13 protein-coding genes are annotated in these 14,924 nt (G+C 47.0%); 9 read left to right on the plus strand and 4 right to left on the minus strand.

The window, feature by feature from the left end; all coding sequences use genetic code 11:
- Window positions 1-9: 9 nt before the first annotated feature.
- Complete coding sequence (locus GX419_05175) at window positions 10-708, minus strand: hypothetical protein (protein ID NLI24077.1); 699 nt, start codon at window positions 706-708, stop codon at window positions 10-12.
- A 154-nt stretch (window positions 709-862) separates the two neighbouring features.
- On the opposite strand from GX419_05175, the gene GX419_05180 reads away from it, so the two are divergent.
- A complete protein-coding gene (locus GX419_05180) occupies window positions 863-2,515 on the plus strand; it encodes a DUF4139 domain-containing protein (protein NLI24078.1) in 1,653 nt (550 codons plus the stop codon).
- Between the two features lie 240 nt (window positions 2,516-2,755).
- On the opposite strand, the gene GX419_05185 is transcribed toward GX419_05180, so the two are convergent.
- Entirely contained in the window at window positions 2,756-2,998 is a 243-nt protein-coding gene (locus GX419_05185) for a hypothetical protein (GenBank protein NLI24079.1), read from the minus strand.
- A gap of 322 nt (window positions 2,999-3,320) precedes the next feature.
- Here GX419_05185 and GX419_05190 point away from each other — a divergent pair, with 322 nt between their 5' ends.
- A complete protein-coding gene (locus GX419_05190) occupies window positions 3,321-5,990 on the plus strand; it encodes a carbohydrate binding family 9 domain-containing protein (protein NLI24080.1) in 2,670 nt (889 codons plus the stop codon).
- Between the two features lie 27 nt (window positions 5,991-6,017).
- Here GX419_05190 and GX419_05195 read toward each other — a convergent pair whose 3' ends face one another.
- Window positions 6,018-7,136: a hypothetical protein gene (locus GX419_05195; protein NLI24081.1), complete on the minus strand. Its 1,119-nt coding sequence runs from the start codon at window positions 7,134-7,136 to the stop codon at window positions 6,018-6,020.
- Between the two features lie 118 nt (window positions 7,137-7,254).
- On the opposite strand from GX419_05195, the gene GX419_05200 reads away from it, so the two are divergent.
- The 5 genes from GX419_05200 (at window position 7,255) to GX419_05220 (ending at window position 12,666) form a co-directional block, all read left to right on the plus strand.
- Window positions 7,255-10,338 (plus strand): DUF2723 domain-containing protein, encoded by a 3,084-nt coding sequence (locus tag GX419_05200; protein ID NLI24082.1) that lies wholly within the window; start codon window positions 7,255-7,257, stop codon window positions 10,336-10,338.
- A gap of 3 nt (window positions 10,339-10,341) precedes the next feature.
- On the plus strand, window positions 10,342-10,965 hold the full coding sequence (locus GX419_05205; GenBank protein NLI24083.1) for a polysaccharide deacetylase family protein: 624 nt from the start codon (window positions 10,342-10,344) through the stop codon (window positions 10,963-10,965).
- Complete coding sequence (locus GX419_05210; GenBank protein ID NLI24084.1) at window positions 10,965-11,864, plus strand: hypothetical protein; 900 nt, start codon at window positions 10,965-10,967, stop codon at window positions 11,862-11,864. Before GX419_05205 ends, GX419_05210 begins: the two co-directional genes overlap by 1 nt.
- 69 nt (window positions 11,865-11,933) lie before the next feature.
- Window positions 11,934-12,212: a lasso peptide biosynthesis PqqD family chaperone gene (locus GX419_05215; GenBank protein NLI24085.1), complete on the plus strand. Its 279-nt coding sequence runs from the start codon at window positions 11,934-11,936 to the stop codon at window positions 12,210-12,212.
- Window positions 12,213-12,240: 28 nt separating this feature from the next.
- Window positions 12,241-12,666: a lasso peptide biosynthesis B2 protein gene (locus tag GX419_05220; GenBank protein ID NLI24086.1), complete on the plus strand. Its 426-nt coding sequence runs from the start codon at window positions 12,241-12,243 to the stop codon at window positions 12,664-12,666.
- 4 nt (window positions 12,667-12,670) lie between these two features.
- Here GX419_05220 and GX419_05225 read toward each other — a convergent pair whose 3' ends face one another.
- Window positions 12,671-13,288: a nitroreductase family protein gene (locus tag GX419_05225; GenBank protein ID NLI24087.1), complete on the minus strand. Its 618-nt coding sequence runs from the start codon at window positions 13,286-13,288 to the stop codon at window positions 12,671-12,673.
- A 186-nt stretch (window positions 13,289-13,474) separates the two neighbouring features.
- On the opposite strand from GX419_05225, the gene GX419_05230 reads away from it, so the two are divergent.
- Window positions 13,475-14,344: a protein-glutamate O-methyltransferase CheR gene (locus tag GX419_05230; GenBank protein NLI24088.1), complete on the plus strand. Its 870-nt coding sequence runs from the start codon at window positions 13,475-13,477 to the stop codon at window positions 14,342-14,344.
- A 37-nt stretch (window positions 14,345-14,381) separates the two neighbouring features.
- On the plus strand, window positions 14,382-14,924 hold a 543-nt coding region (locus GX419_05235), incomplete at its 3' end, for a hypothetical protein (protein ID NLI24089.1).

The following is a 14,924-nucleotide window of genomic DNA, read 5'->3' on the forward strand; positions in this document are numbered from 1 at the left end:
CCAGAAATTTTACTCGATCTTGGTCAGCACAGTATATCCTGTAAGCCTGCCTTTTGAATCGAAGGTCTCGGATTTTACCAGTCCTGCATTTTTACTGTAATATTCCACCCCGTGCGCACGTACCGTAAAGAGCATTTTTGCCTCACTGTCATACGAAATTTTAATGCATTCGAATGTCCCGGCCGGAGTGGAAACCGGTTCAATTGCTTCCACCTTGCGGTTACTGATCTTCGTTGTCATCTGCATGATCTGCATGCCAGATTCATTGACAATTTTCACTGACAAAACCCCTCCCTTCAGCATATCTCCCGGCTTCGGATTGGAAGGAAGATCAAGCTGGTCGCCACTCACTTCCACCTTCATGTTCTCAAAACCGGCCATGGACTCTCCGTTCATATAATTTTTCATATCAATGGTTGCCTGACCATTGACGCAATGAATGGTGTATTCATTTGAGTAAGCCTGCTCACCTTTTTTTCTGGGAGGAAATTCATTCCGGGCAGTAACCTCTATTCCCCCGGGAATTTCCCGGCTGCTCACTATTACTGTCCTGGAAGTTCCGGTTTCCTTTCCTTTGGCATCATAATGTTTCATTTCCAGAACGGTACCTGCTTTTGCAGGATAATACAAATCACAGGCCTGTGCTTTCAGCCTGGCCGGAGCAAATACCCCCGTAAAAATTGTCAGAAGCAAAAAATAAGTTTTCATACGGCTGCGTTTTTTATCAAAGGTAAAGGATAATCTGAACCTGCACCTCGCTTTCGTTCCTGATTTTTATGAAAGAAATACTACCTTTGACCAACAGGCCTGATTGCTTATCCGACAGAATAAATTTGTCCGTCTTATAAAATCAATCCGATCCATGAAAAAACAAACACTTCTACCGGCAGGAATCCTGATGATTGCAATCGTCTTCCATTTTCGGGCAATGGCACAACAACCGGTTCCTGTGGCATCAAACCTTACTGACGTTACTGTCTTCCTTAACGGAGCTCTGGTTTCCAGGGAAGGAAGCGTTTCGCTGGAGCCTGGAACCCGGGAACTTTTGTTCAGCGGCCTTCCCGCTGAAATCAATGCACAAAGCGTTCAGGTTCAGGGAACAGGGAACATTACCATCCTCTCGGTAAATTACCAGATCAACTATCTGAAAAGCCCGGAAGAAAACCAACAGATAAAAGTCCTGAAGGATTCTCTTCAGCTTCTCCAGAATATGGTGAACCTGAAAAAATCAGCCCTGACTGTCTGTGATGAGGAAGAAGCTTTTCTGAAATCCAATCGCTCCATCGGTGGAACCAATACCGGCGTTAACATAGCCGACCTGAAAGCCGCTGACGAATTTATCCGGGCCCGGTTTGCCGAAACCGGCCGCCTTCGCATCAGTCTTTCGAAGGAGATCAGCGATCTCAACGAACAGATTACCCGTATTTCAAACCAGCTGAATAACCTCAGCAACCTGAATCAACCCACAGGCGAGGTACGGGTTAAAATCATGTGCCCGTCAAAAACAAAGGCTTCCCTCCGTCTGAGTTACCTTGTAAATAATGCATCATGGACTCCTGAATACGATCTGAGAGCCGAAGACCCTTCAAAACCGGTTGAACTGGTGTACAAAGGATCCATAGTACAGAACACCGGCGAAGACTGGAACAATGTACATCTTACCCTCTCAACCGGAAATCCCTCGCTTGGCGGTGCCAAACCGGAACTGAATATCTGGTTTCTTGATTTTTATTATCCCCAGCCGGCCAGGATTCTTAAATCGGCTAAAGCTGAAGCAGTTCCTGAAACTTCTGAAATGGTTATAGAAAACGACGAGGTAGTAGCCAGAGGATATGGAACAATGCACAAATTGACTGGAACAGAGCCTGCTGTAACAGGTTCATCGTACACTGAATTTTCCGAAAACCAGACCATGGCTCTTTACTCCATCAATCTCCCCGCCACGGTGCCTTCCGACGGAAAACCCCAGCTGGTTGAGATCAGAAAGGAAAAACCGGACGCCATGTTCATCCATTATGCTGCGCCCAAACTCGATCCCGATGCATTTCTGGTTGCCAGAATTACCGGGTGGGAGAAACTGAATCTGCTTCCCGGAAATGCCAATGTATTTTTTGAAGGAACCTATACCGGACAATCCTACCTCAATCCCGGAGCTATAGGCGATACGCTCGATGTTTCCCTGGGCCGCGATAAGGGAATCAACCTGCGCCGCGAACGCATCAAAGAATTTACCAGCCGCCAGTCGTTGGGTAGTTCCCGGAAGGACACCCGGGGATTTGAGATTACCGTGCGCAACAACAAAAAAGTACCCGTGAGCCTCATGCTCCAGGACCAGATTCCTGTGCCCGTAAACAAGGATATTTCAGTCGACCCTGTTGAAATTTCAGGAGGAAACCTGGAAAAGCAAACCGGAAAAATTACATGGAACCTGAAGCTGGCTCCCTCGGAATCAAAAACCTTGCGGCTGGTATACGAAGTGAAATACCCGAAAAACCGTCAGGTGATTCTGGAATAAGCCGGCTCTTTTTAAGTCCTTCCGTGTAAGTAATATTTTTTCTGCCTCCACATCTCAGCTGAACAAAATAATAGTATAACCCTTTTTGCATTAATCTTACGATGAGAATATGTTAAGCCCGGATTGCACATCAGGAGCGAAAACGAACTGATGCGCAGTGGGCTGTCCTTGCGCGCAGGCATCCGGGCAAATCCCGCTGGAACGAAGTGGAAGCGGCCCTTGCGGCACATGGCGCGGTTTTTAGTGCGCAATGTGGATTAAGCCCGGATTGCGCATCAGGAGAGCAAGCGAACTGATGCGCAGTGGGCTGTCCTTGCGCGCAGGCATCCGGGCAAATCCCGCTGGAACGAAGTGGAAGCGGCCGATTAAGCCCGGATTGCGCATCAGGAGAGCAAGCGAACTGATGCGCAGTGGGTTAGCCTTGTGCGCAGGCATCCGGGCAAATCCCGCTGGAACGAAGTGGAAGCGGCCCTTGCGGCACATTGCGCGGTTTTTAGAGCGCAATGTGGATTAAGCCCTGATTGCGCATCAGGAGAGCAAGCGAACTGATGCGCAGTGGATTAGCCTTGTGCGCAGGCATCCGGGCAAATCCCGCTGGAACGAAGTGGAAGCGGCTATTGCGGCACATTGCGCGGTTTTATGAGCGCAATGTGGACAAACCAAAAAATGCTACTGAAAATGTTTTGCAAATTTTATGTTACAGAAGCATTAGCTTTTTTTTAAATAATTTGTACTTTCAACTTTCAGGAAGTAACCGTTATTTATTGAACCAGTTACGTTGGAAAAAATTTTTGTAAGTTTCTCAATGACAGAGAGTACCTCTCCTGCTGCAGGGAAATTTGGGCCGTCCTTTTTCAGAAGATCAGCCTTATTTTTTCTTGCACTGATCCTGTTTAATATCAGTTATGCCCAGGAATCCTCTGTTCATTCTTACCCGGCCTCCCGTTCCGTGAACCCGGTCATACTGGATGGGAAAGATAACGACCCTGCCTGGGCCCAGGCTCAGTGGGCTGACGGATTCACCCAGTACGAACCATACGAGGGCCGTCAGCCTACCCGACAAACTGCCTTTAAAATTGCCTATGACGACAACAACTTCTACGCTCTGGTCCGCTGCTTTGACCATCCCGACAGTATTCAAACCCGCCTTACCCGCAAGGACGACATGGACGGAGACCTTGCTGCCCTTCAGATTGACAGTTATTTTGATCATCGGACAGCATTTGTTTTCATGGTCAGTGCTGCCGGCGTAAAGACGGATTATATCATCAGTGAAGACGGACAAAAGGAAGATTACACCTGGGACCCCATCTGGTACGTCAAAACAACCATTGATGCCGATGGCTGGATGGCAGAAATAAGAATCCCCCTCAGTCAGCTTCGTTTCGGGTCCCAGAGCGAGCAAATCTGGGGACTTCAGGTGGTCAGGTATTTGTACCGCAAACAGGAACTTTCCCTCTGGCAACCCGTGCCGCGTGATGCCTCAGGATGGGTAAGACGCTTCGGCCGACTGGAAGGGATAAACCATATTAAACCGCGCCGCCAGATTGAAATTGCGCCTTACGTAGTAGCCTCAGCCGAAACCTACCCCGCTGAAAAAGATAATCCCTTTTCCAAAGGCAAAGACTACAGAGGCAAATTTGGGGTCGACGGTAAAATCGGCCTGACAAACAACATGATTATGGACCTGACTATCAACCCCGATTTCGGTCAGGTGGAGGCCGATCCCTCCGAAGTTAACCTCACTGCCTACGAAACCTATTTTGTCGAAAAAAGACCCTTTTTTATCGAAGGAAAAAATATTTTTGATTTCCCCGTTATCGCCGACGAAGGAAGTTCTTCAGAGGAAAATCTCTTTTACAGCAGACGCATTGGACGCCCTCCCCAGCGTAAACTGGACCTTTCTTCTGATATGTATGCCTCTGTACCCGATTATACAAAAATTCTCGGAGCAGCAAAAATTACCGGCAAAACCGCCAACGGCCTGTCGCTGGGAATACTGGAAAGTGTTACCTCAGAAGAGTATGCCGAAGTCGATTCATCCGGAATACGAAGAAAAGAACCTGTTGAACCCCTGACAAACTATTTTGTGGCAAGATTGCAGAAAGATTCCGACAGGGGGAACCTTATATGGGGAGGGATGTTCACAGCCGTCAACAGAAATACCGATCATCCGGCACTTTCTTTTCTTCCTTCTGCAGCATATTCCGGAGGCGCAGACGTTACACGTTACTGGAAAAACAAGGAATACTATGTTAAAGGCCGCATACTCTTTAGTCATATCAAAGGTTCTGCTGATGCCATGCTGGGTGTTCAGATTTCCTCAACCCACTACTTTCAGAGACCTGATATGGATTATGTCCGGTTTGATTCAGCCCGTACCAGCCTTGCCGGAATAGCCGGGCGCTTTGAAATAGGAAAGGAAGGAGGAGGCCACTGGAGATGGTCGGGGACACTCACCTGGAAGTCGCCTGGCTTCGACGTAAATGATGCAGGATATGTGCAATTAACCGACCTCATTGATGAAACAATATGGGTCAGCTACCGTATCTGGGAACCTTTCTCATTCTTCAGAAAACTCAGCCTGAATGCCAGTCAGTATTCCGAGTTTGATTTCGGTGGCAACAATGTGGTTAACGGAATCAATTTCAATCTTTCAACCCAACTGAAAAATTACTGGAATCTGTATGCCGGAATTACATTACAATCTCCAACAAGGGCTAATTATTTCCTGCGCGGAGGTCCGGCATTCCTCGTACCGCCGTCTGTTAACTCCTGGCTGCAGATTGCTACCGATCAGAGAAAAAAATTCTATGTTACCTTTCAGGATGTCAACCGCTTCGGAGGGAACCACTGGCTGCGACAGTACGATATGAGCATGGCCTTCACCTTCCGGCCCTCTGACGTCATCATGGTTTCTGCCATACCGGCTTATACATCCAACCAGCGGGAACTTCAGTACGTTGCACACAAAATCCTTGCGGCAGGTGACAGGTATGTTTTTTCTTCCGTTAGTCAGCAGATCCTGAGAATGTCCGTCCGCCTCAACCTGAGCTTTACCCCCAACCTCAGCCTCCAGTTCTGGGGACAGCCCTTCCTGGCGGCAGTCAACTATTCCCGTTTCAAACAAATTACCAACCCCCTGGCAAAGGATTACAATAACCGCTTCCGGCTGTATGATGAACATTCTGAAATATCCTTTTCCGGCGGGTATTATTTGGTTGATGAGAATCGTGACGGAAATACCGACTTTCAGTTTTATAACCCCGACTTCAACCTGAACGAATTCAAATCCAACCTCGTGTTCCGCTGGGAATATACCCCCGGATCAACCTTATACCTCGTCTGGTCTCATTACCGGGAATACAATACAGGATCAGGAAAATGGGATTTCCGGGGAAATGCCGGAAACCTCTTCTCTGTTATGGCCCATAACGTCTGGCTGATCAAGTTTTCGTACCGGTTCAGAAACTGACGGAAACCCACTATTTTCTTCCATCCTTTATCTTCCGGTATTCCAGACCTTCTGACTTGCCGAAAACCTCAGAAAAAGCCCATAGGAATAATCCGGATCTTTAAAGTAAATATCATAAAAGAAATCCCCCCGAAGACCAATGATCAGATAGGGAGATATTTGCTTCCCGATGAACAAACGGCTTACCAGCATTCTTCTGCTTTGCTGATATTGGTCTTTATCAAATGCCCATGACCAGAAGATCGGGTCACCTTTGGGCGCATAAAAGTCTTCAGCCAGCCAGAAACCATTTTCCCATTCAATTCCTGAACCGGATAAAGAAACAGAAGGGAACACCGCATACCCTTTTTTCATGGGTAACTGCGAGGTTGGCGAAACATCGGAAAATCCGATAGCTGTAAAACCTGCAGTAAACTTCTGTATGAGAGAATGATCGGTGCTGAAGGAAACATAACCCCCTCCTCCGTAATGAAACAGGGTTTGTATAGGCAGATGACTGACATCAATCTGGCCTCCTCTGTGGGTTGCCAGAATGTAAAGAGGAAACCTGATTTCCTGCCTGCCCTGCCCAATATGACCGGTCAACCAACCTGAATAACCAAAAGTCAATCGCTCCTGATTATCTTCATATCGTTCCAGAAAACGGTCCCACTGAAGCCATACATCGGAAAAGCAGGCAGGCGAAACATAACGAATCTGTATTCCATCCTCAAGTACCTCATTCAGGTTCCGTTCCGTTCCGTAAAGTGCTTCCGGCAGCCGGTGTTCTCCGGCTCCCCGGATGGTTCCGGCCATCAGACTGATCCTGTCATTTAAATTGGTCTGTAAGGAAATGACGGGAAAAATCTTCTTGACTTGTTCTTGCCCGCTGTATTTCAAAACATGAAAACCGCCGAAAAATGAAACGTGCTGGTCTGCTTTCCATTCAAGAACCGGGGTAAGGTGGATTCCGATCAGGGTATATCCTTTGTAAAGCGGGTTGAAGTACTCATTGTTCCTGAAAAAAGCGGTGGAATTCAAACGGAGGGTAAGAGCCCCGCTGTCAGACGGAGGAGCAAAATCCCCCTGCCGGAAAAACGGGTCAGATACCTGGGAGTAACCAGAAAAACTGATTAACAGAAAAAGGATAATATACGTTCTGTACATACAGCAAAAGCCATTCTCAAAGAATGTTAAAAATACTCTTTTTTCAGATTTTTCTGCTTAATTTGCCGGCTGATTTCATTCAAACTGATAACGACACGTTTATTGTCTCCGCTATATGATGAAAAAATATGCACTGATTAATAATATCACCGGCTGGGTGATATTTGCCGTTGCCGCAGTTGTGTACCTGCTTACCATGGAACCCACAGCCAGTTTCTGGGATCCGGGGGAATTTATCGCCACAGCTATGAAACAGCAGATCGGACATCCTCCGGGAGCCCCGTTCTTTATGATCATGGGAAGATTTTTCACCCTTTTGGCCGGAAATGATCTGAGCAAGGTTGCTGTGTGTATGAATGCCATGTCGGCTCTGGCCAGTGCCTTTACCATTCTGTTCCTTTTCTGGAGCATTACACATCTGGCAAGGAAAATTCTGATAAAGGAAGAATCTGATCTTTCCGCCGGAAACATTATTGCCATTATGGCTGCCGGCATGGTCGGTGCCCTGGCCTATACATTCTCCGATTCGTTCTGGTTTTCCGCAGTGGAAGCCGAAGTATATGCTACTTCCTCGCTGTTCACCGCCCTGGTTTTCTGGCTTATGTTGAAATGGGAAGAGGCAGCCGACAAACCCCATTCGCACCGGTGGCTCATTCTGATTGCTTTTCTGATGGGATTGTCCATTGGAGTTCACCTCCTCAACCTCCTCGCCATTCCGGCGCTGGTTTTTATCTATTACTTCAAAAAATACACCGTTTCGCGCTGGGGCATTGTTAAGGCACTCGGCGTCAGCATCCTCATTCTTGGAGCCATTTTGTATGTTATTATCCCTGGAATCCCCTGGCTCGCGTCCATCTTCGAACTGATTTTTGTCAATGGCTTCGGGCTCCCGTTCAACTCGGGCCTTATATTCTATGTTATTTTACTCAGTGCATTGACTATCTGGCTGATATGGCTGACCTACCGGAAAAAAATGGTGGGGTTAAATACCATCCTTACCGGCGTGGCGGTTATTCTACTCGGGTACTTTTCCTATGGAATGATTGTCATCCGCTCTTCGGCAAATCCCCCTCTGAATGAAAACAACCCTTCCAATGTTTTCTCCCTCCTTTCTTATCTTAACCGTGATCAGTACGGCGACAGACCTCTTTTTAAAGGACAGTACTATAACGCACCCCTGATTGAATCAAAACAGGGCAAAGCCATTTACACACCCATCGGGCGTAAATATGTAAAAACAAGCTATAAACCAGAATACGTCTACGATGAACGCTTTACAACCATATTCCCGCGCATGTACAGCGATGATCCTCGACATATTGAAGCCTACAAACACTGGGCAGGTATAAAAGGCAAACCGGTGAGGATTACCGGCAACGACGGAAAAACCAAAACCGAGTATGTCCCCACCTTTGGCGAAAACCTGAAATTTTTCTGGAGATACCAGCTTGGCTGGATGTACTTCCGTTATTTCATGTGGAATTTTGCCGGCCGCCAGAATGACATCCAGGGAAATGACGGCTCCATAATCGGCGAAGGAAATAAGCTCTACGGAAACTGGATATCGGGCATCAAATTCCTGGATGAAGCCCGGCTGGGACCGCAGGATAATCTTCCTTCAACGCTTGCAACGAACAGGGGAAGAAACACGTACTATCTTCTCCCTCTCCTGCTCGGTTTGGTTGGATTGGTTTACCATTACCGCCGGAATCCGAAAGATACGGTGGTTGTATTCTGGCTCTTCTTCATGACCGGAATAGCCATTGTCCTCTATCTGAACCAGAAACCCCTTGAGCCAAGAGAAAGGGATTATTCCTACGCTGGTTCATTTTATGCGTTCGCCATCTGGATAGGCTTGGGAGTTCTCGCTCTCTATGAACTGCTGCGGAAATACCTCCCTTCAGTGGCAGGTGCTTCTATCAGCCTTGCCCTTTGCCTCTTTGCGGTACCGATGATAATGGCCGCCGAAAACTGGGACGACCATGATCGTTCAGGCCGCTATACTGCCCGCGATTTCGCCATCAATTACCTTGAGTCGTGCGATTCCAATGCGGTCGTTTTTACCAACGGTGACAACGACACATTCCCCCTCTGGTACGTTCAGGAAGTGGAAGGAGTCAGGACAGACGTCCGCGTGGTAAATCTGAGCTATCTGGGTGCCGACTGGTACATTGACCAGATGAAACGGAAAGTCTATTCTTCAGATCCCCTGCCGATTCGTTTTACCAGCGATCAGTACCGGCAGGGACGAAGAGATGTTGTCTATATTGTTGAACGCACCCAGGATAAAATTCCCCTGAACGAAGCCCTCTACAACTGGCTGGGCAGTGATGACCCACGTACCAAAAGCATACCCGGGTACCAGGGATCATTCGACTACCTGCCGGCCAAAAATTTTACATTGCCCGTTGACACTTCTGCCATCAGAAGCGCAGGAATTCTTACAAGCCGCGAACTGCCCTCTATGGTGTCCTCAATCGACATCAAAATTGACAAAAACTATATCACAAAGAGCGACATGCTGGTGCTGGATATGCTGGCCACCAGCAACTGGACAAGACCTCTGTATTTTGCCGTTACTGTTTCGCGCGACAACTGGCTTGGGCTGGATCCTTACCTCAGGCTCGAAGGACTCGCCTACCGGATTGTTCCCGTTAAAGGTTCTACGGATATTGCCCGTCCCGGAACCGTTGCCGCCGACATTATGTACGACAACATGATGAATAAATTCCGCTGGGGCGGTATCGATAACCCCCATGTATACCTTGATGAAAACAACCAGAGAATGCTGCTCAATATGCGGAACAATTTTGCCCGGCTCGCTGAGGCGCTCCTGGCGTCAGGAAAAAACGATTCAGCCCGCAAGGTACTCGATCGCTGCATGGAATTGCTCCCTTCTTCCAGGGTACCCCACAACTTCTTCAGCCTGCCTCTCATTGAAATGTTTTACCGGACCAACCAGCCCGAAAAGGCCGGAGCGGTTGTCACTGACCTTCTGAAAACTCTCTCGGAAGAACTCCATTACTACTACCGCCTTAACCAGAAATTCCCCAATGAAGCAGACTATGAACGAAGACTCGATTTCTACCTGATGAGTGAACTCGATGCCTTAACAAGAAAATATGACCAGAAGGAACTGAACAAAAAAATTCAGGAAGAATTAAAGAATGTTTCCATTCTCTATGGAATTCCCAGTGAATAAGGAATGACCGATAGATGGATTCTGAAAGCTGGTATGCGGGTTTATCCCGGGGCTGTCTGGAAGCTGAATCCTGCCCGGAAAGAAATTGCCCTTACATTTGACGATGGCCCCGAACCGGAAGTAACCCCAAAAGTGCTGGACATCCTTGCACAATATGCCCTCCAGGCAACTTTCTTCTGTTTGGGAAGCAAGGCCGAAAAATTGCCTTCCATCGTCCGGCAGATCAGAGATCAGGGACATACCATCGGAAATCATTCCTACAGCCATCCCAACGGATTTCTTACCGGGTTGAAAACATACACCGCAGATGTGGAAAAAGCGCATGCAATCCTCCAGACTTCCCTGTTCCGTCCGCCGTATGGACGCATCAGACCTTTGCAGTACAAGCTCCTTTCAGAGAATTTTCTCATCATATTCTGGAATGTAATGTCGTACGATTTTCATCCCGGATTTACTCCTGAAAAATGCCTGAACCACTGCCTGCAAAACCTTGAAAATGGCGCTGTGTTCGTCTTTCACGACACCCTCAGGGCTTCCCGAAATCTCCTGACTTTTCTGCCGGTATTTCTGGATACATTAGCAAAACAGGGCTATCGGTCTGTTATACCCGGTAATGCGATCAAGTAATGTACCATTATACCACTTTCGGACTTCGTATCCGTTCAGACATCGAATTACCTGAACTCGGAGAACCGGGCAGGGAAGAAAAACCCGACCTTACCATCACCTTCAGACCTATCCCCGGCGAACTGCCGGAGGCCTTATACCGGGGAAAAAGTTTCCAGATCAGCCCCTCACAGGTACTGATCCGCATTGAACAGGTAGCCGGATACCTGGTCAGAAACGGGCAGGAAATCATTATAGACCCTTCCCATACTGCCGAAATGGATCTGGTCAGAGTATTTCTGCTCGGACCTGTCATCGGAATTGCCCTTCATCAGCAAGGATTTCTTGTTTTGCACGGCAGTTCTGTCCTATGGAACCATCAGGCCATCATCTTTGCAGGGGCTTCGGGCAGCGGAAAATCAACCATTGCAGGAGCTCTCATCCGCCGCGGCTTCCCTTTCCTGGCTGACGACCTTTGCCCCCTCCGCATGGAAAACAACATGCCCCTTTTGCTTCCTTCTATTCCCCAGCTGAAACTTATGGAAGATGTACTGCCGGAACTTGATTTTTCCCCCGAGTCCGCTGTCAGACTTTCCTCCGTCACAGCCAAATACGGCATATCCTTTGCAGAGAAAATTTCCGCAGAACCTCTTCCCGTTCGTATGATTTTTATTCTTCAGTCTGAACCAACGGAAAAAGATATCCGTATGGAGCAGTTGTCGGGGGTTGAGAAATTTCATGCCCTGAAAGACAACACCTACCGGTTCCCTCTTTTGCATTATATGAATCTTACAACCAGGCATTTCGGCCTTGTTACCAGCGTGGCTAAACAGGTAACCGTTTACCGGATCATCCGGAATACCGGAATTTCAGTTGAAAAAACTGCCGCTACTGTCACTGAATTCCTTTCCCGTTTGTGAACCAGAGTGAAATTTTTCCTGTGTATCTTTGTGGCAGAAATCAATAACTGAAAAACCAATACCTGCAGAATGACCATTCAGGAAAACACCTTCTTCCGCCGCAATCCCGACCTGCTTTTCAGCGACATGGACGGCGAAACGGTAATGATGAGCATACAGAACGGAGAGTATTACGGCCTGGATGAAGTAGGTTCCCGTATCTGGCAATTGCTTGAAAACCCGGAATCTGCGGAAACACTCACGGATAAACTCATCGAAGAGTATGAAGTTACTCGGGAAACCTGTCTCTCGGATGTGATGGAATTTCTGAACATGCTGGCCGAAAAACAACTTATTATCCCTGCCTGACATGCCGGGAAAGAATCCTCGTCCGTTTTTGGTCCGTATCCTGCGGGTTCCGCTAAATGACTGGATTCTTTTCGCAGAAGCTTTTTTTCTCCTGTTGCTCTGGCGGCTTGTAACCGCTCTTGCACCGCTTCGTTGTTACAGCAAATACCTGGGAATACCGCAGAAAGACTATTCTCCCACCCGTATGCCTTCCTCTGATAAAGTTGACAGAATATGCCTGGCGTTGAGAAGAGCCAAAAAATATTCCGTAATCCCGGTGAAATGCCTCACAGAAGCAATCACTGCAAAAAGAATGATGGCCCGGAGAGGAATTCCTTCAGCCCTGTATCTTGGAGTATTTCATGAAAAAAACAGCAGCAAACTGAAAGCCCATGCATGGCTCCGATATGGCAATCAGTTTATAACAGGCCGGAGAGGGCATGAAAAATTCACCGTCGTTTCGGTATTTGTATAGCGGGTTAGTCTTTCCAGATGATCAATTCATCCAACTCTTTCCTGCTCTTCGGAAGAGGGTTATGAGCCGGTTTCCCGACGGCTGCAAATGCAACGATGCGGTAAGGTTTTTCAACTTCCAGCAATTGGGCAAGCTCATCGCCCGCCATAAGAGGAGCACTCAACCAGCAGGCCCCGTACCCCATATCTACGGCCGCAAGCAGTAAATTTTCGATGCACGCACCGGCACTTTGCAAATCAGGGAAATTCCTCTCCCTGTTGATTTCCTCGTGGGTCAGCTGAACACCTTTTTCAAGAACCGTTTCATATTCCTCCATCAGCAAAACAACCAGGGCAGGAGCATCCCTGAAAAAAGTGGCAAAAAACTCCACCTGCGATTTGATATTTTCTGCCGCGAGCGATTCATTCACAGGAAGCGATTGTATTTTTTCCGAAACAATATTGGCCATTTTCCCCAATAATTCCCGCGAAGTAATTACCATAAACTTCCAGGGCTGGAAATTGTTGACGCTTGGCGCCATGGCGGCAATCCGGATCATTTCCCGCAAATGATCAGGCGGAACGGGCTCATTCCTGAAACTCCGAACACTGCTCCGCTTTTCAACTACTTCCCTGAATTCCATATCGAATTGGTTTAGGTTTATTATATGTAAAGATATAAAAAGCCGGCCTTTTGTCATATACTATGCAACAAAACCGATGCAAAACAATAAACATCTGTTCCGGAATACGAAACATGCAACATACCATACCGAACATGCATCAATTTAAAACAAAATGTCTATATTTAACCGGATAATTATCTGCCCGTGTTATCTTCACTTACAATGGAAGTATCGGACCAGGAACTTGGCATGTTCATCAATACATTGCGCCAGGCTTCAGATTATGACTTTTCAGAATATTCCGACAAATCGCTTCGGAGAAGAATTGCCAAAATACTGGTAGATCATAAAATGTCGCTTCCGCAATTGCTTCAGACCATTGAACAGGAAAAAGATTTTGCCGAAAAAATTGTACGCGAAATAACCGTCAATACAACGGAACTCTTCCGCGATCCCCAGGTCTGGCACATGCTTCGGTACAAGGTGCTTCCTCTTTATGCCCATCTTCCCGTCATCAACATATGGGATATCGGATGTTCCACCGGTCAGGAAGTTTACTCCCTGCTCATCCTTCTTAATGAACTGGGATTGTTTGAAAAGACAAATGTCTATGCTACCGATATTAATTCGGAAGTACTGACAGCTGCTTCGAAAGGGGTTTACAGGTACCGCTTTAACATCAATTACCTGGATAATTTTGATAAGGTAATCAGGGAAAACCCTTACAATACGGCTATCCATTACGATGTTCCCTATGAAAAATACTTCGAAATTGATAAGAACCGCGACCTCATCCGTATGAAACCTTTTCTTACTTCCAAACCCGTATTCCGTAAACACAACCTGGTTCAGCAGGGAAACATCTGGCTCCGTAAATTCGATCTCATTTTCTGCCGGAATGTAATAATCTACTTTAATTTCAACCTGCAGAACAAAGTATTCAAAACGTTTCATGATTCCCTGCAGGAAGCCGGCTGCCTGGTGCTTGGCCTTCATGAAAGCATTCTCGGCCCCTTCTCTTCACATTTCGAAAAGAAAGATATGGTGTATTTTATTAAAAACCCGCTACCATAATCCTGTTACTGGCTAAACACTTATCTCTTTCCATCCGATGAGACACACAATGGTCAGGAAGGTAAAATCGCTTTCTTTCAGGAACCTTACCCTTGCTATTTATGCCATATTTGCTGTAGCCTTTGTCCTTCTTACCGCCCTTTTTCTGAATTCGCTCAACCGGCTTGAAGAACTGCAGAAAATTGACCGTTCGTTGCAGAAAATGAAAAAAGACCTGGCCGGAATTTATCTGGCATTAAAAAAGGAAGAAAAACCTTCAGCCCCCCATGCAACGAAAATTATAACCCTGCATGATCCAAACTATGATGAATTGCCCGATCTTCTCGGTTCGGTTGATAAAATCCTGGCTCAGCCTGAAATACAGGAAGGGATTGTCCGATTTCCCGCTCTTTATAAGCAATTCAATGCATTTAAGGATCATTACACCAACTTTCGCTCAGAATTTGTAAAGGTCCTTCCTGATATTATCGAAACAGAATCCCTGGCAACACGATTAGCCAGGAAGCTTGACAGCCTGGAAAATTTTATCATTCAGACAATCCCCGACAAAAATACAACCGCCGGGTACCTCACTGGCTAC

The organism is Bacteroidales bacterium, assembly GCA_012517825.1.
In the GTDB taxonomy this organism is placed as follows: Bacteria; Bacteroidota; Bacteroidia; order Bacteroidales; family JAAYUG01; genus JAAYUG01.